The sequence below is a fragment of the Desulfotalea psychrophila LSv54 genome, from assembly GCF_000025945.1.
GTDB classification, from domain to species: Bacteria; Desulfobacterota; Desulfobulbia; order Desulfobulbales; family Desulfocapsaceae; genus Desulfotalea; species Desulfotalea psychrophila.
In genome coordinates this window covers 1,599,745-1,622,425 of record NC_006138.1, presented here as the reverse complement: position 1 = coordinate 1,622,425, position 22,681 = coordinate 1,599,745, and the positions used below count along the sequence as shown (strand labels likewise).

Annotated in this window: 13 protein-coding genes, 1 tRNA gene and 1 pseudogene; 2 read left to right on the top strand and 13 right to left on the bottom strand. The window is 50.0% G+C overall.

Features of this window, described 5'->3' with window-relative positions:
* Positions 1–626: 626 nt before the first annotated feature.
* The 4 genes from DP_RS07370 to DP_RS07355 form a co-directional block, all read right to left on the bottom strand.
* Positions 627–1,931 (bottom strand): pyridoxal phosphate-dependent aminotransferase, encoded by a 1,305-nt coding sequence (locus tag DP_RS07370; RefSeq protein WP_041277754.1) that lies wholly within the window; start codon positions 1,929–1,931, stop codon positions 627–629.
* Positions 1,932–2,002: 71 nt separating this feature from the next.
* The gene (locus DP_RS07365) at positions 2,003–3,361 is read right to left on the bottom strand and encodes a sigma-54-dependent transcriptional regulator (RefSeq protein WP_041277753.1); all 1,359 of its coding nucleotides are present in this window, start codon (positions 3,359–3,361) and stop codon (positions 2,003–2,005) included.
* A gap of 19 nt (positions 3,362–3,380) precedes the next feature.
* Positions 3,381–6,893, bottom strand: a complete 3,513-nt coding sequence (locus DP_RS07360; RefSeq protein WP_011188686.1) for a translocation/assembly module TamB domain-containing protein — start codon at positions 6,891–6,893, stop codon at positions 3,381–3,383.
* Positions 6,893–8,581 (bottom strand): autotransporter assembly complex protein TamA, encoded by a 1,689-nt coding sequence (locus DP_RS07355; protein ID WP_228130192.1) that lies wholly within the window; start codon positions 8,579–8,581, stop codon positions 6,893–6,895. The genes DP_RS07360 and DP_RS07355 overlap by 1 nt, the downstream gene beginning before the upstream one ends.
* A 277-nt stretch (positions 8,582–8,858) precedes the next feature.
* Here DP_RS07355 and rlmD point away from each other — a divergent pair, with 277 nt between their 5' ends.
* Both rlmD and DP_RS07345 read left to right on the top strand, forming a co-directional pair.
* On the top strand, positions 8,859–10,193 hold the full coding sequence (rlmD, locus tag DP_RS07350; protein WP_011188684.1) for a 23S rRNA (uracil(1939)-C(5))-methyltransferase RlmD: 1,335 nt from the start codon (positions 8,859–8,861) through the stop codon (positions 10,191–10,193).
* Between the two features lie 122 nt (positions 10,194–10,315).
* Positions 10,316–12,088, top strand: a complete 1,773-nt coding sequence (locus tag DP_RS07345) for a M3 family oligoendopeptidase (protein ID WP_049785032.1) — start codon at positions 10,316–10,318, stop codon at positions 12,086–12,088.
* 185 nt (positions 12,089–12,273) lie between these two features.
* Here DP_RS07345 and DP_RS07340 read toward each other — a convergent pair whose 3' ends face one another.
* The 9 genes and pseudogenes from DP_RS07340 to DP_RS07300 form a co-directional block, all read right to left on the bottom strand.
* Positions 12,274–14,073: an SLC13 family permease gene (locus DP_RS07340; protein ID WP_011188682.1), complete on the bottom strand. Its 1,800-nt coding sequence runs from the start codon at positions 14,071–14,073 to the stop codon at positions 12,274–12,276.
* Between the two features lie 65 nt (positions 14,074–14,138).
* Complete coding sequence (locus DP_RS16720) at positions 14,139–15,365, bottom strand: rhodanese-like domain-containing protein (protein ID WP_049785031.1); 1,227 nt, start codon at positions 15,363–15,365, stop codon at positions 14,139–14,141.
* A 417-nt stretch (positions 15,366–15,782) separates the two neighbouring features.
* Positions 15,783–15,868, bottom strand: a tRNA-Ser gene (locus tag DP_RS07330).
* A 97-nt stretch (positions 15,869–15,965) separates the two neighbouring features.
* Positions 15,966–16,466, bottom strand: a complete 501-nt coding sequence (gene tadA / locus DP_RS07325; RefSeq protein ID WP_011188680.1) for a tRNA adenosine(34) deaminase TadA — start codon at positions 16,464–16,466, stop codon at positions 15,966–15,968.
* Between the two features lie 63 nt (positions 16,467–16,529).
* The gene (locus tag DP_RS07320; protein ID WP_011188679.1) at positions 16,530–17,921 is read right to left on the bottom strand and encodes an MmgE/PrpD family protein; all 1,392 of its coding nucleotides are present in this window, start codon (positions 17,919–17,921) and stop codon (positions 16,530–16,532) included.
* Between the two features lie 3 nt (positions 17,922–17,924).
* Entirely contained in the window at positions 17,925–18,701 is a 777-nt protein-coding gene (locus tag DP_RS07315) for an amino acid ABC transporter ATP-binding protein (protein WP_011188678.1), read from the bottom strand.
* Between the two features lie 29 nt (positions 18,702–18,730).
* Complete coding sequence (locus DP_RS07310) at positions 18,731–20,152, bottom strand: amino acid ABC transporter permease (RefSeq protein WP_011188677.1); 1,422 nt, start codon at positions 20,150–20,152, stop codon at positions 18,731–18,733.
* A 63-nt stretch (positions 20,153–20,215) separates the two neighbouring features.
* Positions 20,216–21,405 (bottom strand): annotated as a pseudogene (locus tag DP_RS07305) (amino acid ABC transporter permease).
* A gap of 71 nt (positions 21,406–21,476) precedes the next feature.
* Entirely contained in the window at positions 21,477–22,496 is a 1,020-nt protein-coding gene (locus tag DP_RS07300; RefSeq protein WP_011188675.1) for an amino acid ABC transporter substrate-binding protein, read from the bottom strand.
* Positions 22,497–22,681 lie beyond the last annotated feature (185 nt).

Genomic DNA, 22,681 nt, shown 5'->3' with positions numbered 1-22,681 from the left:
ACAGATGCGAGAAAAAGCAAGGGTGCAGGACAGGGTTCTCCCCCATAGCTACTGCAAAAGACACAGTTTTTCCAAAAGGAGGGGAGAGGAATAGTCAAGCACGGAGACACAAATAAACAACTTTAAGACCGGAAAAAAAAATTTACTGGCTGGAATGGGGCCATCCGTTCTCATTTCAAAAATGGACCTTGCCTGGGCTATCCCCGTTGACACGGAGCTGAGCACCGAAAAAATTTGCGATAAAGGAGTTTGACCTGTTTGAGCGTAGCGAGTTTCAAACTCCCGCAAATTTTGAGGAGCGCAGGGTGCCCAGAGGGCCGGAGTGGCGGGGCTCTTTCTTTCGTCGTATGGTCAAGCCACACTACTGATTCGCATTTGAGTAAAAGAAAATACTGAATAACAAACATATATAGCTAAAACAGCTTAACCCGAAATTTTAAATATTATGCTGTACTACGTCACCTCCACCTCTTTGAGGGGAAGTTTTAGGCAAAAGAGCTGAAAGAAAACAACATCAAGAAAAAGCCACGCACCCCACCCATCCTCCCCTCGCCAAGGTGAGGAGTAGCTCCTGGCAAAACTCTGCGCACAGCTTAACCTTTGCCTATCCATCCACCCTCCAACATCTAACTTTTTAAATAGGTTCTGATTGCGGCGGCTATGACCGTAAAAATACGGATGAACTCGGCCTCGTCGCGTTCAAGCAGGGTCACTCGAAAGCCGTTGATATCCGAGGCAAAGGAGGTCAGAGGGACCACACAGACACCGGTGGCGCCCAACAGATAGTAGACAAACCTCTTATCAAGGGCAGTATCGGCAGAGAAGACCAGATCTTCGACCATGGTCCGGACCTCATCTCTGGCAATAGCCAGGCTCTGGCCGCTGTTAAGAACACCGTCCTCAAAACAGACACTCATATAAAATGCGCCATTTGCCTGATTGACCAGGATACCTTCGATATCTTTTAAGCAATCGTAGGCAATTTTGGAAAATCTCTGATAACGCGCTATCCGACTCTGCAGATAGCCAGGGTATTCGGCATGGGTTACCACCCTGGGGTAGACAATCTGGGGCAGGGTGGTCGAGCAGACCTCAAGCATCTTGGCGTTGAAGATCGAATCGATATAGCGCTGAAACATGGGATCGCGATCGGCATTATAGACCTCTATCCAGCCACAGCGGGCACCCGGCCAGGGCATCTCCTTTGAGGCACCGCGCATGGCAAAGCCGGGCACCTCGCCGATAACCTCGGCAAGGCTTGCCGTTTTTTTACCGTTATAGATGATGTTTTGATAGACCTCGTCACAGATCAGAAACAGGTCATAGCGACGGGCAATATCAACAATGGCCCTAAGGATCTCCACCGGATAAACAGCACCAGTGGGATTATCGGGGTTGATGATCAGAATTCCGGCCACCATGGGATTATACTTCACCCGCCGCTCTATATCGGCAATGTCGGGATACCAGTCATTATGAGGGTCAAGCTTATAGGTCAGAGGTTTATCACCGGAATGGGCGGCCTCGGCCGAAGAGTGAGTGGTATAGCTCGGGGTCGGCACCAGCACCCGGGCAGTGCGCTTGAGAAAACCAAATATCTTTGAAATCGCATCACCAAGTCCATTAAAAAAGATAATATCCTCGGCGCTAATCTGAACAGCACCCTTCTTATTGGTCTCTGCGGCGATAAACCGACGGGTTGCCAGCACACCCTTGGTGGGAGAGTAGCCATAGCTGGCATCATCCTGCACGGCCTCGGCCACAAGAGCCTTCATCCAGGACGGAACCTCCTCTCCCTTGGCGATGGGATCACCGATATTTTCCCAATTGACCTCCACCCCAAGTCGTTGCAGACGCTGACCAACCTCCACAATATTTCTAATTTCATAGGTGAGCTCACCCGCACCTATGTGAACAATATCAGTTCTCATATCTTCCCCCCACTGTTTTTTCCTTAAAGGCAAGCTGGCTAGAACCCATAGCTCACCGGCCCCTGCCCTGCCTACTGAGATGCCAAATACTTATTGAGTTTGTTCTGCAGGGTCTTACGGGTGATGCCAAGCCTTCTGGACGCCTCACTCTTATTGCCCTCGGTCTCCTGCATTGTCTGCTCGATGAGTATTTTCTCTGCCTCAAAGAGTGAGCGGCCCCTCATTCTGGCATGCTGGGTCTGCTCCTTCTGTTTTTGCAGGGAGAGGGGCAGGGTCTGTTCGGTGAGCTGATCGCCACGCATCATGATAATTCCCCGCTCAATGGCATTCTCCAACTCCCGGACATTACCCGGCCAGCGGTAGACCTGTAAAACCTCCAGACAGAGGGGGGTGATGGCATTAAGGGTCCTGCCATTTTTGCCAGCAAACTTCTCGGCAAAGTATCGGGCCAGCAGAGGCACATCGCCAAGTCGATCACGCAGAGGCGGCACAGCCAACATCACCACGTTGAGACGATAGTAGAGATCTTCACGGAACCTGCCCGCCGCCACCTCCTCCTCCAGGTTTCGATTGGTGGCAGCAATGATGCGAACATCAACCTGAAGGGTCTCTTCGCCACCCACCCGTTGAAATTCCTGTTCCTGAAGGACACGGAGAAGTTTTACCTGCATAGCCTGGGAGGTCTCACCAATTTCATCGAGGAAGAGGGTTCCACCATCGGCCTGGACAAAACGTCCCTCCCGTCTCCTGTCGGCACCGGTAAAGGCCCCTCTCTCGTGGCCAAAGAGCTCGGATTCCAAAAGATTTTCGGCAAGGGCCGCACAGTTTACTCGAATAAAGGGGCCCGAAGCCCTCAGGCTGTTAAAATGCAAGGTTTCGGCCACGAGCTCCTTGCCCGTCCCCGATTCTCCCTGAATAAGCACCGTTGCCTCGGTTGGTGCCACATAGGATACCATCTCCAAAAGCTCAGCCATGGACTCCGAAGAAGCAATAATATCTGTCTTCAGCCCAGACTTTTGCCCCCCCTCCCCCTGCTTTTCTCGGCTATGACTCACCTGACCCCGATCAAAGGCCCGCCTCAGGGCAATGTGGAGACGATCAAAGTCAAGGGGCTTAGTCAGATAATCGTGGGCCCCCTCCTTAATGGCAGCCACGGCCTGATCAACGGAGGAGTAGGCCGTCATAATAATAACGGGCAGGGCAGGCTCCAGGCCGTGAATAATAGAGAAGGCCCGATATCCATCCATCCTGGCCATCCGCACGTCCATCAGTACCGCATCGTACTTCCGCTTTTTCACCGCCGCAACAGCCGTTTCGCCATCATCTGCCTGAGCCGAAAGATAGCCCCACTCCTCAAGCATGGAGGAGAGCATATAACGATGCACCTGATCATCATCGACAATTAAAACCATTGGCCCAGCAAGATCCATTTTCACCCTCTCTTACAAATTACCTTTCAAAAATATACAGTATATCGGCGCCCGTTGCCTCGGACGACCCCTTGGTATCAATAAAAAATCCATTTTCCAGGTCATAGCGCAGATGCACCTCACCCACCTGATCAAGAATATTGTAATCATAGCCTAGATAGAGGGTATCGGTCAGATTCTTCCCCAAAACCAGAGAGACATCGGAATCCTCAAAATCCGTCTCCATATGAACAGTGTCAATGGGAAGTGCCGAAGCGATACTACGAATAAGATTGGCCCCATCACTCCAGCCAAATTTTGTCGCCGCATCGGCCAAGATATTACCCTCGCTGTCACTGATGGAAAAAAGAGACTGCCCCATCAGAAGATAGGAGAGAATATCAGCCTGGGCCATATAGGGGCTTGAAAAAAGAGTATATCTGAGATCAGAGGCAGAGCCGGTTATATCAATACCCAGGATATACCTGCCTCGAATGCCCTTTTGCAAAAACACCTCCTTCTGGGCCCGGACATCCACCCCGGGATTGGTTACCGAACCACCGGTAAAGAGGATTTGACCACGGACAATATCAAGCGTTCTTCCATAGGCGGCAAATTTGCCATCGACCAGGTTAAGCTTACCGGTGGCGGTCATCGGTTTACTGGATTCATCCCTGATAAAGATGGTACCCGCCAACTTTCCCACCAGACCGGATTGCTCAAAACGGACATCTTCACCAAATTCAATCTCCAGACCAGTCTGCAGTTTATAGGCCCTATCGACCGCCCCCGTTTTCAGATCAAGAAAGACAACATCATCTGACTGAGAAACGGCAGAAGAGAGATTATTGGGCATGATCCGCGCCTTAGGGATCGCAATCTTACCACTGATATCCATCCTCTTACCATCAAATTTCAGGTCAATGTCCGGGCTAAGCACAACCAAATACTCCGGCATATCGAGGACAAGCACATCCTTTCCCTTAATCTGTATCTCACCTGCCAGATCAAAATCATTCTGCCAAAGAAGAGTACCCGTGGCCTGGGCTCGGCCTGCGCCCGAGGAGAGGTTGGCCTCTAAGGTAAGACCACGGTCCTCAAGATTCTCAATCAAAAGGGTGACGTCCTTAAGCTCAACCCCCTGAGAGGGGAGGAGAATATTACCCGAGACAAGGTCGAGTTTGCTATGCAGGATCGGCTTGCCCAAGGTCCCGGAGAGAGCCAAATCGCCTTCAATATCGCCCTCGGACTCCAACAGATATCCCGTCAATATCCCTAAGGGTTCAAGGCTAAGGGCTCTTATGGTGCCCTTACCGCTTAGCCCGATGCTGCCCAGATTCGCCTGTAAATTGCCATTCCAGTCAGCCCCTAAGTCCAGTTGCACCAAGCCCTCATTAATCCGCGCTGCAAACTTTGCAACCAGCGCCTTGCCATCAAAGTCTGCGCTCAGGTCTGCCCCTACCTTGGAGTACTGTTTCTCTTTTCCCGAGAGACTAGGCAGGGCAAAGCGGAAGTCACCGAGATGGCCGGCAACCCTTGCCGAGGTAATTTTTTCTCCATCGCCTGCCAAGCTCAACTCTCCTGAAACCTTTCCTGAAAGAAGTGGGTCGACAATATCTTTATCATTTAATAGGCTTAAGGGATAATCCTTTAGGCCTGCAGAAAAGCTATAGGGATTCTCCTCCCCACTGAAATCCGCGCCTCCTTCAAGATGAAATTTTGCCCCCTGACTAACAAGATCCAAACCCTGCAGAGCAATCTCCTGACTGCTCAATAAAAAGGATGGTTTACCGGCAAGATGCCAATTGCCCAAATACCTATGGCTGAGGGAAAAACGGGAAAACCCGAGCTGCCAAGCAGCATCCTTCAAGCCACCGGCAAAACGAATCTTCAGGGAATCTGCCCCCTGCCCCAGAGTTAATGTGCCCTTATGCTTTTCCGGGGTGCCAACCATATTTACCGATCCGATCTCCGCATCTACCCCATATCCATGCAGCTCCCTGGCCTCCACCTTAAGCTGAAGGGCCCTTCCCTGGGCAGAGGCATCGACCACCCGACCATCCATGGCACCAATATAATAGTCCCAAAAGCGGAGGTCTTTTCCGGAAAAAGTGCCCCGCAGAAGAGGCGTTGCATAATCACCGGCTAAGGAGAGATCTGCATCCACCAGGCCACTGGCAAAGGGAAGTAATGTTGCAAGGGTCAGGGATCTTAGGCGAAGCGACATATCCATCTTCTCCTTAAAATGACCCTGATAGTCCAGATAAGAGGAACCACTGCTTAAAAAAACCTTATCAAGATCAAGGGAGTCTCCGGTAAAGCGCAATTTAACCCCGGCGGTCAGCGGATAGCCCCGCAGCGTTCCCCGCACATTCTGAAGATTGTACCAGGCAGAGAGGGCGTCATCATAGGTCAGCTTGCCATCAATAACCCCATCCAGGCTCCCCGAAAATCGCTCATCTATCACCCCGGGATTAAATCCTCTTATATTAAGAAGACCACCCACCATAAAGGCGTTCTCCCAATCCAGATAGCAACCCTCTATGCCAACGACGGTCTTCTCATGCTTAAAGAGGACATCCTTAAAATGAATATTATCAAAATTGCCATGCAGGGCCAGCTCACCGCTTATCCCCTTAAATTTCCAATACTCACCCTTACTCTTTAAAACTCCATAATAGTCATTAATATTGCCCCAGGCCTTTACCTGAGCATCAAGACGAATATCAGGGCAGGAGGGATGGATAAGGGGCAGGGCCGTTTTTACTCCCTTACCCGTCACCTCAAAATAGGGGTTGCCCGGCAACTTGGTCATCTTACCGACAATATCCACCCGGGTGGGGGCAAGCAGGACAACCTTAACATCCATATCAGGCAGAGGCCCCTTAGCGGCCAGGGTACCTAAGAGTTCACCTCCATCCCAATTAGAAAAACGCCAATCTCCACTGATATCAGCAAGCCAGACCTTACCGGTTCGGGCGGAACCGGAGAGCTTTACGGCATAGGCCTCATCCTCCACCTGCAGATTGCGAATAGTGACTCTCTTTCCATCCACATCGGCACTGAGAAGGGCCCGATCAAGATACTCCACCCTTTCACCATCTGGGGCATAGAAGCCGATCCCGTCAATCTGCAGATTTTTAAGATAGATACCCACAAAAGGGACAAGCTGTTCCGGCAGGGACAGAATAAAGGGTTCATCGGAAACGACCTCTGGCTCAGGATCATCCCCCACCTTAAAGAAAAATTTAAGCTCTTTAATCTTCAGCTCAGAGACGGAGAGATGGCCCAAAATTACCCCGGCAGGATTCAGGGCCAGATGGAGAACATCAGCACTGATATCAAGAAGAGGAGTCTTTACCAGAAGATCTCTTATGGTAAGATCACTGCCCAGACGTCCCTCGATGCTGGTGATACTTATCGCTTCATTTGGATATTTTTCCAGGAGCTGTTGGACAAGCCTCGTCCCGACCTCGCTATAAAAGAGGACGGCAAGGGAAGCCTGCAGACAAAAAAAGAGAGTGAGCAGGGTAAGTAATATTTTTTTCATCATCAAAACTCACCCGTTATGGAAAAGTGCAAGCGGACGGTAAACCCATCAACATCGGTTAAGGGAACGCCCAGATCAAGACGAACCTGACCAAAGGGCAGATTAATACGACCGCCAAGGCCTGCACCCTGATAAAAATCCGGCTCTTTCTCTACGGTTGCACTGCCTACATCCCAAAAAACAGCGGCGGCCAGATACTCAGACAAACTCCTCTCCAGTTCAAGACTAGCCACCGTGGTATAGCGACCACCAATTACATCTCCAGCACTGTTCCGGCTACCAATTGTTCGATAACCATAACCGCGCACCGAGATATCACCACCGGCATAAAAACGCAGAGAGGGGGGAAGGTCGTTTATACTATCCACCTCGGTGGCACCAAGGGTGAGTCTGCCGATGATTCTCCACTTGTCGATGGGGCTTACCGCAGCAACGGTATCCAACTGCACCTGGAGAAAAGAGGCGTCGGAGACAAGTGCTTCACTTGCCCCCCGAACATTTACCGAGAAGAGGACCCCTCGCTTTAATTGACTATTTGTCTGCCGGGCATCCTTTCTGGCAAAGAGATAACTTCCAGAAAAGGTAGGCACCAGCAGTGCACTTCTGCCACGGCTACTGCCAATGCTATAGTCCTCATTACGGTATTCAATTCCCAGGCTATACTTTAACTTGGCCGAAGAGTAGATATAGGCAGGGCCTGCCGCCAAAATTTTGCTCTTGGTACTATCCCACTTTTGATCTTGGTAGGCCGCTGAAGTCGCCACCTTCTCATAACGAGGATCAAAAACAGGAATCTCATAGCTTGCCTGCAGTGAGCTATCCCTTTCACCTATCTGCAGGGCAGCCCGCAGGCGATGGCCACTTTTATTGAGCAGACGATTATACCAGCCCAGGGTTGCCCGTATACCCGTATCCGAGGCATAGCCCAGGCCAATCACATATTTATTGAATTTATCAAGAGGTTCTGCCTTGATGGTTACGGCGACCTCCTCTCCTACAATCTGGTCAGTATCACCACGGACCACAACATTTTTAAAATAGCCGGAACGATAGAGATACTGCTGGGCCTCAAAGAGCTGGACAGATCTATAGGGATCGCCCTTTTTATAGCGCAAATATTTCCTCAACAGCTCTGGAGTAATCACCTCCTGCTCAGCGTGCAGCTCACCAAAGCGATAACGCGTCCCGAGTTCAAGGACAAGATGGACATTAGCCTTATATCTTTTCTTATAAATATCGAGACGGTGCTCGATAAATTTTGCCTCAAGATACCCTTCGGCAAAGGCAATACGAAGCATCTTGGCCTTATATTTTGTATAGAAGGGTTGGAAGAGAATATCACCGGGGGCAAATGGCCTCTCGCCAAGCAACTTTTCAAAGTAGGGTGCCTCGTTGCCTTCACCTAAAATCTCTAAATGCATCTTGCCAACAGTTATGGGCCGCCCTTTATCCACCGAATATGTGGCGTGCCAGACATCGCCCACCTTCTTCAAATCCGACTCTATCCGAGGAGAATAGTAACCAAAGGGGCCAAGGGCGGCACGAATATCATCATCTGACTCCTTATAGAGAACCAGGATGTTTTTTTCCTGCATACGTTCGCTATCTCGGTAGACATAAAGCCTCAGGGTCGCAAGGATATTCTCACGCAATTCGGGTTCAACCCCCTCAACCGTAACCTCAAGGGGCAATGCGGCAAAAGAATTTACCTGAAAAAGCAGGACAAAAAACAAGGTTATGAATATATTTCGACAGTACAAGGATAATATATGATAAATCAAAGGGAGAAAAGTCCTAAAACAGCAAAGGAACCTCAAGTATAAGGAGCTCAGGGTCTGTTACAAAATAAGATGGCCAAAATGTTCATGTTATTTTTCTGACAGGCCCTAAAGTCCTCGTATAAGTAATAGTTTGTCCACCACTAATTGGTACTATTGTACACAACCTGTCACCATTTAAAAACTGATTATGCCTCTTTTAACAATAGAAAAAGTAATTAACGGCGGTTATGGTTTGACCAAAACCGATGAGGGAAAGATTGTTCTCATCCCCGGCACTCTTCCCGGAGAAGAAATACAGACAACCATCCACCAGGATAAAAAGGGTTATGCCACCGGCAAAATAAAAAAAATTGTCACAGCCCACGATGGACGAATTACGCCACCCTGTCCCTATATAAGAAATTGTGGCGGCTGTAACCTGCAGCACGCCACGGCTGAGCTGCAACTGGAAATAAAAGAGGCGATCGTCAAAGAGTCACTGACAAGAAGCGGCAAGCCTGAGCTGGCAAAGGCCTCTGCCCTCATTCAGGCCCCCATTGCCTCGCCCCAGGATTTTTTCTACCGCCAGCGGATCAGACTGCATATAGACGAGTACGGCAGAATGGGATTTCGCCAGCACCAGTCCCATGACATAATAGCCATCAAAAAGTGCCTGTTGGCAAGCCCACAGATCAACGAGGTATTAACGGCCCTTGAGGAACACGAAGAGCATGGTGAAATTTGCCAGCTTGCCTCCCAACTGGAACTGATCCTCAACCCCGCAACAGAACAGGTACAGCTTGTCTACCTCCTAAAGAGAAAGAGCAGACCAGCTGATACAAACAGGGCAAAGCGATTAGGAGAGAAGATTGCAAGCGTTGACTGTATCTATTTCATCGGCGAAAACTTTCCGCTCCAATCTGCCTACTGCAAAACCCCGGAGGAGGGAAAAGTACTCTCCCTGGACTACAAGCCCCAGGCCCTTGCCGGCAAGAAGATCAGCATGCAGTGGGAGGTAAACGGATTCTGCCAGGTCAACATAAAGCAAAATGTGCAGATGATAGAGACGGTTCTGGCATTTGCTGACATAAGAGATGAGGAAAGCGTACTCGATCTTTTTTGTGGGATGGGAAATTTCTCCATCCCCCTCGCCTGTCAGGCCAAAGCTGTCACCGGTTTTGAAGGACAGGGATCTGCCATCCGCTCTGCTAAGAAAAATGCCCTGAACAATGGGCTTGATAACTGCAGCTTCTACCAAAAACCTGTGCATAAGGCCTGCGCGGAGCTGATCGCCGACAAGAGGGTTTACGACTGTGTGATCATCGATCCGCCACGACAGGGAGCACCCGAACTTGCCGGCCAACTGGCCAAGCTCTGCCAAAAACGCCTTATCTACATCTCCTGCGACCCTGCAACCCTGACCCGGGACCTGGCAGAACTGAGCAAACAGGGCTTTCAAATAAAAAAAATACAGCCCATTGATATGTTTCCCCAGACATATCACATAGAAAATGTGGTATTATTAGAACCTTGCCCTCAGTAAAAACATAGGGGAAATTGCGCGTAAGCCTTTCAACAGATCAGCTGGCCCAGAGAGTTAAGGCTTAGCTGATCGGAGTGAAATTTACAGTTTTAAACATCCCACATCAGCCAAAGGAGCAATATATGGAGAGCAGCACCTTAAACAAAAACCTGCAGACAACAGACATTATCTGGAACCTCCAGGACCTTTACCAAAGCCCGAATGATCCACAGATAGAGACCGACCTTAACTGGTGTAGCGGAGAGGCAATAGCCCTGCGGGAAGAGTGGAGTGGAAAAATCGCCACCATTTCTCCTGCCGACCTGGCCCTGCTCGTTGCGCGTCTTGAGGCCCTGGACTGCAGATTCACCAAACTGGGCACCTACTCTTTTTTAAACTTCACCACCCAGATGGACAACAGTACGGCGGGCGCCCTTGACCAACGGGTGCATGAACAATACTCCCGTTCTTCTGCCGAAATAGTCTTCTTTGAACTGGAGTGGACCCACCTGAGTAGCAAAAGGATTGACCAGCTCCTGACCGCCCCGGAAATCGCCTTTTATCGCCACTACCTTGAAGCATTGAATAAAAACCGCCCCCATATGCTCTCTGAAAAAGAGGAACAGCTCCTCCAGGAAAAAGAGATCACCGGTCGGAGCAGTTGGACAACGCTCTTTGAGAAGGTATTTGCCCATCTGAAGTTTGGCGAGACAAGACGCAGCGAAGAGGAGGTGCTGACAGAGCTCTACAGCGAGCATCGTGAGACAAGGATGCACGCCGCCCTGGAGATGACCGAGGGACTGCAGTCGCAATTGCATATCCTCACCCATATCTTCAATACTCTGGCAGCCGAGAAGATGGTCACCGACAGAATCCGCCGCTACGATGGCTGGCTCTCCTCCATGAACATTGCCAATGAACTTGAGGAGAGTACCGTTGATGCCCTGGTGGATGCGGTGACCAACCGCTATGATATTGTCGAGAAGTACTACAATATTAAACGGGAGATCCTCGGTTTGGAAGAGCTCTACGACTACGATCGCTATGCGCCCCTGCCCCATCTGCCAACGGGAACAACATCCTGGCAGGAGTGCAAGGAGATTGTTCTTTCATCCTTTGCAGAATTTTCTCCGAAAATGGCAGAAATTGCCGGTGAGTTCTTTGCAAAAGGGTGGATACATGCCCCCATCCAAGACACCAAACGCGGTGGCGCATTTGCCCATCCCTGCGTACCCGAAGTACACCCCTATGTATTGGTCAACTATACGGGAAATATCCGTGATATCTCAACCGTCGCCCATGAACTTGGTCACGGAGTGCATCAGGTACTGGCCGCTGGCCAGGGCCATTTCAATAGCGACACGCCCCTGCCTCTGGCCGAAACTGCCTCTGTCTTCGCTGAGCTGCTGGTCTTCAAGGCCCAACTCAAGCTCCTGAGTAGCCCGGAAGAGAAGAAGGCCCTTATCTGCCAAAAACTGGAGTCCATCTTTGCCACCGTCTTTCGCCAGACAGCCATGAACCGATTTGAAGATTCCATGCACAGGGGCAGACGGGAGAAGGGTGAGCTCAGTGATGAGGAGTTGAGCCAATTTTGGATCGACAGCCAGCAGGCAATGTTCGGTGACTCTGTCCAACTGACCAGCAACTACCGTATCTGGTGGTCATACATCCCTCACTTTCTGGCAACCCCTGGATATGTATACTCCTATGCCTTTGGTGAACTGCTGGTCCTTGCCCTCTACGGCATCTACCAAACAGAGGGTGAGGCCTTTGTTGCTAAATACCTTGAATTGCTCAGTGCCGGAGGATCTTCCTCGCCATATGACCTGCTCAAACCCTTTGGCTTTGACCTAAACGACCCAGCCTTCTGGCAAAAGGGCCTCGGCGTCATCGAAGAGATGGTGGAGAGTCTCTAAGGGCCTGTAAAAAATAAGATGACTATTTTGGCCATCTTATTTTGCAACAGCCCCTAATCGCCATAAAAAAAGGGGAGAGAAAGCCAAGCTCTCCCTCCCCTCATTTCAGCACTACTCTTTCGTACCGGATGCTCGATCTGCATCGAGCTTCCTACTCACCGGCGCAAAAACACTTCCCCTTTCCGCTAATAAAAAACTGTAGCCATACAGGTGATAACAAAGAGGGAAATCAGGGTAAAGGGCGCTCCCACCCTGAGAAAGTCAATGCTCTTATAGCGTCCCGGCCCCATATAGAGGGCATTAACCTGATGGGTTGGCAACAAAAAGCAGTTAGAACAAGCCACCGCAACCACCATAGCAGCAAGGCGAGGATCAACCCCCATCCGACCGGCCATATCAACCACCAGTGGCACCAGAAGCACACAGGCCCCTGCATTGGAGACGACCAGGCTAAAAAATGTGGTGATTGCACCGACAAAGAGAATAAAGACAAACTGGGGAGGCGTTCCCAGAAGTCCGAGAAGAGTATCGGCAATCCAGGCAGCCGTACCCGTCTGCTGCATGGCACCCCCCAGGGGAATAAGTCCACCAAGGAGAAAGACGGTACGCCAGTCAACCCCCTGATAGGCCTCATCAATGCTTAATACTCCTGAGACGATCATCAACAGAGCCCCAATCATCAAACAGACAGAGAGCGGCAGAGAACCAAATATTACCAGGGCCATGGCAACCCCGAATGAGGCCAAGGCGCGTTTTGCCAGCTCAGGTCGCATTATTTCATGATCCACCGATCGGGCAAAGAGTATATTTTTTTGGGGTCGCTGTGATTGAAAGTGGTCCCAGCTACTGTGCAGCAAAATTGAGTCACCTACGCTGAGGACCTTATCCTGAAAACCGCTGTACATGGTCTGAGCGTTTTGAGTGAGGGCCAGAGGCACCATCAGCTGACTATGGCGAAATCGATTTTCCAGCATGGTTCTGCCGACAAAGGCTGAGTGAGGAGCAACCACACCTTCAACAACACCCGCATAATCTTCTTCAAGATAATGAGAAAAACTTTCCACCTCAGACTGATAAGTAAAACCGTGATCAGCGGCAAGGCGCTTCATATTTGCCACCTCTCCATAGGCAGCTATCTTAGCGCCGGGCTCAATCATCATAATCCGATCTGGAGAGACAATCACCTCTCCCGATTGAGGCATGCGCAGGGCAATGGGTTGAATCTCATAGCTTTCACAGAGATCATCAATGGCCAGAGAGGCGGTAAAGCCAGCCGGGACCATCAGCTCCCAGAGATCACCCACCTTGGGATAGTGGGTCTTTACATCGGCCCCCTTCTCCTCATCTTCCCCACCCTTACCTCCCGGCAGAAGGATATTACCAAAGAGGACAAAGTAAATTATTCCTGAAACAACAAGGGCAAGGCCCATTGGAGCCACATCAAAAAGGCCCCAGGGTTCAATTCCGTAGGGTCGGATCAGATCATTAAGCATGATCATAGGACTTGAGCCAACCAAGGTAACCGTACCACCCAGGATTGCAGAAAAGGCAACCGGCATGAGCAGTTTTGACAGGGGGATACCTGAGTGACGACTGAGACGACGCATTGCCGGCAAGAAGAGGGCCGCAGCCCCCACGTTTTGCATAAAACTTGAAACTACGCCTATGGCCCCGCAACTCAGGATAATAATCTTCGCCCGACTTCGTCCACCCAGCCGAATAATAGGTTTTACCAGTTGGTTCACCACCCCGACATGGTCAAGGCCCCGACCAATAATTACCACGGCAATAACAGATATAACTGCATTACTCGAAAGGCCCTTAAAAGTATCGTGGGGATCAATAACACCCAACAGGGGTAGGGAGACCATGACCAGTATTGCCACCACATCAACCCGGAGCCACTCGGTTAAAAAGAGGACAATAGTCGCTACGACCACGCCAAGCACAATGAGCATATCCGTGGTTAATCCTAAACTTTCCATATTCTTCCTATCTTATATATTGTAAAGAGTCCGCAATAAAACTCTGTCTGTCTGGTTAAGCTGTCCTAGGAGACATACTCCGATACCGTCTCATAGTTCCAGGCAAGCATTCCACCCTCCATATTACGGACATTAAAACCGGCCTGAGCAAGAATAAAGGTGGCAGCAGCGCTTCTGCTTCCACTTCGACAGCAGACCACATAACGATAACTGGTGTCTATCTCGTCCATTCTGTCCTGAAGCTCGTGCAGGGGTATGAGTATTGCCCCGGGGATATGACCCATCTCATACTCCTCCTCAAGACGGACATCAATGAGCTTATAGGAATTGTCCAGCATTGCCTTGGCGATGGGCACCTCAACATCGGACACCAGCGGTGCCGCCACCAGCTTTTGAAAAACATCGGCGGCAAGACGGAGAATAATGCCATCGGTAAGCATCTTCACCCCTCTTTCTGCCTGTCCCCCTTGCAGGATTGTCTTTTCACCAAACGCCTCTCCCACCTTCAAGATGGCTGAAGAGTCCAGATCACCGGTTTCCATATCAATTTGGGTAAGCTGAGCCTCACCACCCACAATAATATGAAAATAATCAACCGGCTTTCCCATCTGCATAAGGATCTCGCCCGCCTTTACCGCTTTCTCTTCAAAGGCGTTAAAGGCCTTTTCTGCCTGGTGGATAGGAATATGGCGCATAAAGTCCGCCTGACGAATAATTTCGTAGTGCTCGTTCTGGACATCGCCGCTCTCCTGCAAAAAGCCAAGTGCCTCCTGATAGTCAAAGGTGTTAATGAGGTTCTTATCCCCCACCTCCATCAACGAGTGGAAGTAATTATACTTATCAGGATTGGCAAGACGCAGGGAGGTACTGAAGGAATCAACCGCCCTCTGTAGGCGCTCATGGTGTAACTTTTTGATATGGGAGCGTATTTCACGGTAAATAACCGGCATTAAGCGTTCTGGGCTGTCCTTATAAACAAAATCACAGGCTCCGGCGTAGATGATATCATAGGATTCATCCTCAGGAATATCTTCCGAGAGAATTACCATGGAGGCTTCTTTTCCTGATTTCCCAATATAATCAAGGACATCATAGGCGGTAAGGCTGTCAACTTGATACTGGGTTACCACAACATTCCACGATCCATCGGCAAAAACTTCACAAAATTCCGGAAAGTTCTTAACGTGCTTAATAAGAGCATTATAGTCAGTTTTAGCAGCCTGCTCTTTTACAATATCGTAACCATCCGTGCTTGCGTCTAATACCAGGATTGAAGGGGAAAACTTTCTCATCCCATCTCCTTTGAAAGATTCCAAATGCCCACCTCTAGTTGAAAACCCATGCGATACTTTTGATCAATTTTTCTGATTTAAAAAATAAGAAAACCTCATACCAGTTATATACACTCTCCACCCTAAATAGTGAAGGACAAAAACCCAAGCGAATTGTTCGGTTTTACAATACTTTTTTTGCACAGGGGAAATGGGTATTTAAGGCCCAGACAGGTCCTTGCCAGAAATCACCCTAATCATATACAGATAAAGGTTGCTGCGCTCAGAAGAGGGAATGATAAGCGTTCCATAGTGCTTAAAAAAAATGGAGGAGAAGAGGCACAGGCAGGAGATTCAAATAAAGCCCGGGCAAAGGAGTCCAAGGAGAAGACAAAAAAAAGGCCCGTAACGAAAACGTTACGAGCCTTTAAAAAACCGTGGCGGAAAAGGAGAGATTCGAACTCTCGGTACTTGCGTACACACGCTTTCCAGGCGTGCACCTTAAGCCACTCGGTCACCTCTCCACAACTGTTGTTCAATTTGTGCGCGATTTATAAACTGATTGAGACATTTTGGCAACAAAAAAATGCACTTAAAATCGTTTGAAAGAGCCTTTTTCCCTCAGCCCTTATCAAGCCCCCCGTTCTTACGCTTTTTTCTCCGATCGCGAAAAAACGCTTTTAAGAGAGCAGCACTGGTCTCTGCCAGAACACCGCCCATAATCTCCACTCGATGATTCAGGGCTCCGTCTCTACCTATATCATAGAGAGAGCCGGCAGCACCTGTCTTGGTATCGAAGGCAGCGAAGACAAGTCGCTTTATCCGGGCCTGAATGATAGCACCCATACACATAATACAGGGTTCAAGGGTCACATAGAGGGTCGCCTCGGGAAAACGATAGTTGTTAAGGACCTGACCAGCCTGACGCAGGGCAACAATCTCTGCATGGGCGCTGGGATCATTATGGGTAATCATGCCATTGAGTCCAGTGGCAATCAGCTCACCATCCTGCACCAACACCGCCCCCACCGGCACCTCACCATTTGCTCCTGCCCGAGCCGCCTCATCGAGGGCATAGCCCATCCACAGGGCATCTCTTGCCTCTATCTCTCTATCTTCCATCTCATCCCCTTAATAAAAGTTTGCGACATTATACCTGAAGCGACGGAGACGACAAGATACTTACTAGCCTATCTTTAACAGATCAGAGATGGAACGCACGTCATCAAGAGCAACAATATCAAGGATAGTCCGGCGCAGCAGCTTCACCCGCTCAGCAGAGAGGGCCCGCAGAGCCAGGGAGTCAAATTTTTCATAGATAGCATTCGGTTCAAGAGGATTTTGCGGTGCGCCTGAAGCATAGGGGACATGCCCCTCAATACTCCTGCCATCCCTCGTCTGAATCCTTATATGAGGCTCAGAATCATAGGGCAGGCCGGGATCTTCAATCAGGACAACCAGTGCCATTGCCGCCACCACCTCCTTGGAGAAGAGATAAGGCTCCTCATACTCCGACAAAAATGCCCGGCCCGTCACCAAGGCAACGGCAAGGCTATAGGGCAGGGAGAGCTGAGCCTCAAAGCGATTGGTGGGCGGGGCAAGCGAACCGATCATCTGCTTCATCTCAGGAATACAGCGCACCTCTATAGAGGTGATATCCGCTGTCTGCAGATGATGTTCCCGACAGGCCTTAAAGAGAACATCGAGACTCGAATGGATGTCGCGGCAGGCCGCATAGGGCTTTATGCCACTGCGCAGGGTGTCATATCTCCTGCCCAGGGCCTCGGTAAGAGCCTCGGGCACCGCTGTATGCCGCGCATAGGTTGTGAGAAAACCGCCCCACTCAGCCTCAAAGATATGGGCAGGACCGGTAAAGTCGTTCAGGGCCAGAAGAGCGGTGACCACCCCGGTCTCCGCTGCCCGCCCCACATGGTAACGTTTACTCATGGCCCCATCCACGGTGAAGGCCCAGGTGCCACCGGTGAAACTGCCAGCAAGCCCCAGAGCCCAGGTGGTCTGCTCCACATTAAGCCTTAACAGCTTGGCAACGGCCGCAGCTGCGGCAAAGCTGCCACAGGAGCCAGTGGAGTGATAACCGTCCTCATGGTTATGGGGGCGATATCCTCCGGCCCCATTAAGCACTCGACGCCCCACCTCATAACCCACCACCATGGCCGCGATAAAATCTTCTCCGGAAATGGTGGGAAAGCTCTCGGCCACGGCCAAAAGCGCCGGCACCACCACCGCTCCGGTATGATCAACACCGCCAAAATCATCCAGCTCCCGGGCATGGGCAATAATGCCATTAACCAGGGCGGCACCACCAGGAGTTGTGCCCCGATCGGTTCCCCAGATCAGGGACGCGCCACCCTGAGGAGCAAGCATCTCCACCGCTCTGGTAGCAGCACAGGCCTCGGGGGTTCCAATCCCCGCCAAGCTCGCCCCAATAAGGTCAAGCAGGAGATGGCGGGCATGATCAATCACTGCAAAGGGAATCTGTTCAAAACGAAGAGCAACGATATATTCGGCCAGCTGTTCGGCAATGGTCAGATCCGGGCTCTTTTCTGTATTATTCATGGCTTAAGAGAAGTTATGAGAGATAATCTGGCTAAGAAAGAGCTTGGTTCTGTCAAACTGCGGATTGCTGAAAAAGCTCTCCGGATCGTTCTGCTCAACAATCTCACCCTGATCCATAAAGACAATACGATCGGCCACGGTACGGGCAAAGCCCATCTCATGGGTAACGCAGAGCATGGTCATACCCGACCCGGCAAGATCAGTGATAACATCAAGCACCTCCTTGATCATCTCCGGATCAAGGGCTGAAGTCGGTTCATCAAGGAGCATTACCTGAGGATTCATACAGAGACAACGGGCAATAGCCACCCGCTGTTGTTGCCCCCCCGAACACTGCATGGGATACTTATGGGCAAGCTCTGGAATCTTTACCCGCTCAAGATAATGATAGGCAAGCTCTTCTGCCTCCTTCAGAGGCATCTTCCGTATCCAGACGGGGGAGGATGTGAGGTTTTCCAACACCGTCATATGAGGAAAGAGGTTAAAGTTTTGAAAAACCATCCCCACCTCCTGCCGAATACGATCAATACGTTTCACATCATTATTAAGCTCCATCCCATTGATAATGATCCGGCCCTCCTGATGTTGTTCCAGACGATTCACGCAGCGAATAAGGGTGGATTTACCCGAACCAGACGGGCCACAAATAACCAGCTTTTCGCCCTTTTTCACCCGCAGATTGACGTCCTTTAGGACATGAAAATCGCCGTACCACTTATTGAGTCCGGAAATAACAATAAAATCCTCATCAGCCGTAACTTCTTTCTGTTCTGTAACCATAATCCAACCTTATATCTCAACCACAGTCACTACCTGTAATTAGTGTGGTATTTTTTCTCTAAAAAGTTGCTATAACGAGAAATAGCAAAGCAGAATATCCAAAAAACGAGGCCGGCAAAGACATAGGCCTCCTTGGTAAAACCGAGCCAGGCGGCATCAGCCAGGGCTGCCTTGGCAACACCGAGCAGATCAAGCAGGCCAATGACCGCTACCAGGGTCGTATCCTTAAGCAGGGAAAGAAAATTATTGGCCAAACCCGGAATAACCATACGCAGGGTTTGCGGCAGAATAATCACCGACATCTTCTTCCAATAGGTCCAGCCCAGGGCCTCTGCTGCCTCATACTGGCCCTTGGGGATGGCCTGTAAGCCACCACGAATCACCTCGGCAATATAGGCTGCATAGAAAAAGGCAACTCCAATAAGAGCCCGAAGTAACTTATCAAAGCTCATATTCTCCGGCAAAAACAGGGGAAACATTACCGAGGCCATAAAGAGGACACTGATCAAAGGCACCCCACGCACCAGCTCAATAAAGCCAATACAGAGAGTACGGATAACAATCATCTTCGAACAACGCCCCAGAGCCAGGAGAATGCCAATGGGCATGGCCGTTGCCATGCCCGTCCCCGCTACCACCAAGGTCAGAAACAAGCCACCCCAGAAATGGGTCTCCACCAGAACAAGGCCAAAGGCATCCCCCACAAAGAGAAAATAGGCAATCAGCGGATAGACCACACAGAGCAAGTTCCAACGCCACACCGTCTCGGAGAGCTGCTTTAAGGCAAAGAGCGGATAGACAAGCAAGGCTGCAGAAAGACCGAGGGCCCAAGCACCGCCATCGCCCCAGATAGCCCGGACGGATAGGGAAACAGCAAGACAGACCAGAATAGAGGCCGCCAGCCCTACCAAAATAGGATGACGCCCCTGCACAACTCTCTCCTTAAGAGAAAACCGGGCAAGGAGAAAGGGGGCCAGAAAAAAGGGGGCGGCAACCAAAAACGGCTGCAGACCAAAAAAGGCCGCTATCAGGGCCAGAGCCAAAGCCACCCGCAGATACTGCCTCCAGCTCTTCGCAAAAAAGTCCGGAATAAGATGGGGTAGAGCGGCAAAGGCGATCAGAACAAAGGCAAAATTTATTCGCCAACGTTCAACCTCTGGATAAAAGCCATACATAAAGAGCTGAAAACGTACCTTAATAAAGACCCAACAGGCGCCGGGATCACAGCCTCCCAGGACCGTACAGGCATCACGGGATGTCCCTACCCAGGTTGCATCGATAATTGCCCAGCGAACTAGAGGGGTAATCAGCCAAAACAAGAGGCTCACACCAAGGAGGGTGAGCACCGTATTAAAGGGAGATGAAAAGAGATTCTTATACATCCACCCCAGGGGACCCTTCTCTGTTACCGGGCAGGGCTGAGCGGATTTAGGTATCCATTGTTGAGACATAATTCTTCTATCTGTGTTGAAATGTTTAACGTTGTCGGCGCAGGGGGTAAACTCTCGGCAGGGTTACATGCCCCGCAACACAACTTTTTTATTATACCAATTCATGAGAAGGGATATAACCAAACTAATAGAGAGATATCGGCCATGGTAATGGCAATAATTTCCATCGCCTGACCAGATTGATTAAGCACCGTCCCAGCAAAGACATGAATAAGATCCGGATAACCGATCACCACCGCCAGAGAGGAGTTTTTCACCAGAGTCAGATACTGACTGATCAGAGGTGGTATGGCAACCCGCATCGCCTGAGGGAGAATAATCAATCTATAGATCATCCAAGGTTGATAGCCAAGGGCCTCAGCAGCCTCCTTTTGGCCACGATCCACCGACATAATACCCGAACGGACATACTCACTGATAAAGGTTGCTGTATAAAGGGTAAGCGCCAAAAGCAGGGCAATGAGCTCTGGAAGAACGGTAATTCCACCCCTGAAGTTAAAACCCTTCAGAACCGGAAGCTCCCAGTGCAGAGGAAAACCCATGCAGGCCAGAGCCACAAGAGGTAAAGAGATAATCAGGACAAGGCTGAAGAGAACGGCAGGAAATCTCCTGCCCGTACGTCGCTGGCGCAGATGATTCCATCGGATAAAAAAGAAAGAAACCACCAGGGCAAGACCTAAGGCCAGGGCCACAAGATTGCCACCTCCATCCAGCACAGGTCGCGGCAACTGCAAACCACGATTACAGAGATATGCAATTCCCTCAAAGCTCAAGGCCTTCCTAGCAGAGGGCAGGGGGGCAAGTATGGCCAGATACCAAAACAGTATCTGCAACAGAAGCGGAATATTACGAATTATCTCCACATAGGTCGTAGCAAGCTTTGAGACAAGCCAATTTGACGACAGACGAAGAACCGCTAGAGAAAAGCCAAGGACTGTGGAAAAGACAATACCAAGAGCCGAGACAAGCAGGGTGTTTAAAAGCCCAACGACAAGGGCATCTGCATAGGTGCTCTTGCTTGAGTAAGCGATAAGGGTTTGGCTAATATCAAAGCCTGCGGTCTCATCCAGAAAGGCAAAACCCGTAGTTACCCCGGCCTTCTGCAGATTATGGACAACATTATAGCCACCGTAGGAGAGAGCGGCAATGAGCACCAAGAGGACAGTCGCCTGAGCAAGATACGAACGAAAACGAGCATCGTGGAGAAAACGACCGGAACAGGCCCGGGTCTTTTCATTTTTTGTTAAAGACATCAAATACTTCCTATAATGCAACCTCTGTTAGCACAACCGCCGAAGCGGCTGTACGAAATATCAGCAAAAATTTAACGAATCGGAGGGGCATACATAAGACCGCCATTGGTCCAGAGGGCATTAAGACCCCGATCGAGCCCAAGTGCCGTTTGAGATCCGACATTACGTTCAAAGACCTCACTATAATTACCCACATGCTTAATAATTCTATAGGCCCAATCATGGCTGAGGCCGATATGTTGGCCAAAATCAGAATCAACGCCTAAAAATCTTTTTACCTCGGTATTCTCTGAGGTCAGCATCTGATCAACATTCTCGGAGGTAATACCAAGCTCTTCACCCGTAATAAGGGCAAAAAGAGTCCAACGTACCAAATCACTCCACTGCTGATCACCTTGGCGAACCGCAGGTCCCAGAGGCTCTTTAGAGATAATCTCCGGGAGAATTTCATGATCATCGGGGTTGGAGAGAATAGTTCGACGGGCGGCAAGGGCCGAAGAGTCGGTGGTATAAACATCACAACGACCCGTATCATAGATAACGGTTGCCTCATCGGCACTCTCATAGACAACGGGCAGGTAAGTCATTCCGTGGGAGGCAAAATAATCGGCCATATTGAGCTCTGTAGTGGTACCGGACTGAGTGCAGACACTGGCACCATCAAGCTCCAGGGCACTTTTCACGCCAAGATCCTTATGCACCAAAAACCCCTGTCCATCATAGAAGAGCGGGCCCACAAACTCCAGGCCAAGCTTGGTATCTCTTTGAAAGGTCCAGGTGGTGTTACGGGCAAGAATCTCAATTTCACCGGACTGAAGAGCAGCAAAGGCCTCCTTAAAGGCAACGGGAGTAAAACGAGCCTTATTTGGATCATCAAAGATGGCAGAGGCAACGGCACGGACAAAGTCCACATCCATTCCTCTCCACACGCCCTGAGAATCTGGCGCAGAAAAGCCAATTACCTTGCCAGAAACACCGGCGTTCACATAACCCTTCTCCTTAACCACGTCCAGAGTTGTGGCCGAGACAGTGCTCGCCAAGAGGAGTGAGCCCAGAGCAGCACCAACCAGTCTATTGCATACAGATTTCATTCAAATTCTCCTATTTTTATATCATTACATACTTTTTATCAGCCCAACCCTTGCTGATTATTCTCTTTTTTGCAACATTTTTCTACTATAATTCTGAGCACTCGCCCGTTCAAAAGGATAGAGACGTTTATTTTCCCCACTCTCTGTTTTTTACTTTTTTTTACTTTTTTTTTCTGTTATCACCG

Excerpts from the sequence above, each read along its gene's own strand:
- DP_RS07315 (WP_011188678.1), bottom strand. The coding sequence starts at position 18,701 with ATGGTTACAGAACAGAAAGAAGTTACGGCTGATGAGGATTTTATTGTT.
- DP_RS07340 (WP_011188682.1), bottom strand. The coding sequence starts at position 14,073 with ATGGAAAGTTTAGGATTAACCACGGATATGCTCATTGTGCTTGGCGTG.
- tadA (WP_011188680.1), bottom strand. The coding sequence starts at position 16,466 with ATGGAAGATAGAGAGATAGAGGCAAGAGATGCCCTGTGGATGGGCTAT.
- rlmD (WP_011188684.1), top strand. The coding sequence starts at position 8,859 with ATGCCTCTTTTAACAATAGAAAAAGTAATTAACGGCGGTTATGGTTTG.
- DP_RS07365 (WP_041277753.1), bottom strand. The coding sequence starts at position 3,361 with ATGGATCTTGCTGGGCCAATGGTTTTAATTGTCGATGATGATCAGGTG.
- DP_RS07345 (WP_049785032.1), top strand. The coding sequence starts at position 10,316 with ATGGAGAGCAGCACCTTAAACAAAAACCTGCAGACAACAGACATTATC.
- DP_RS07300 (WP_011188675.1), bottom strand. The coding sequence starts at position 22,496 with ATGAAATCTGTATGCAATAGACTGGTTGGTGCTGCTCTGGGCTCACTC.
- DP_RS07360 (WP_011188686.1), bottom strand. The coding sequence starts at position 6,893 with ATGATGAAAAAAATATTACTTACCCTGCTCACTCTCTTTTTTTGTCTG.
- DP_RS07320 (WP_011188679.1), bottom strand. The coding sequence starts at position 17,921 with ATGAATAATACAGAAAAGAGCCCGGATCTGACCATTGCCGAACAGCTG.
- DP_RS16720 (WP_049785031.1), bottom strand. The coding sequence starts at position 15,365 with ATGAGAAAGTTTTCCCCTTCAATCCTGGTATTAGACGCAAGCACGGAT.
- DP_RS07310 (WP_011188677.1), bottom strand. The coding sequence starts at position 20,152 with ATGTCTCAACAATGGATACCTAAATCCGCTCAGCCCTGCCCGGTAACA.
- DP_RS07370 (WP_041277754.1), bottom strand. The coding sequence starts at position 1,931 with ATGAGAACTGATATTGTTCACATAGGTGCGGGTGAGCTCACCTATGAA.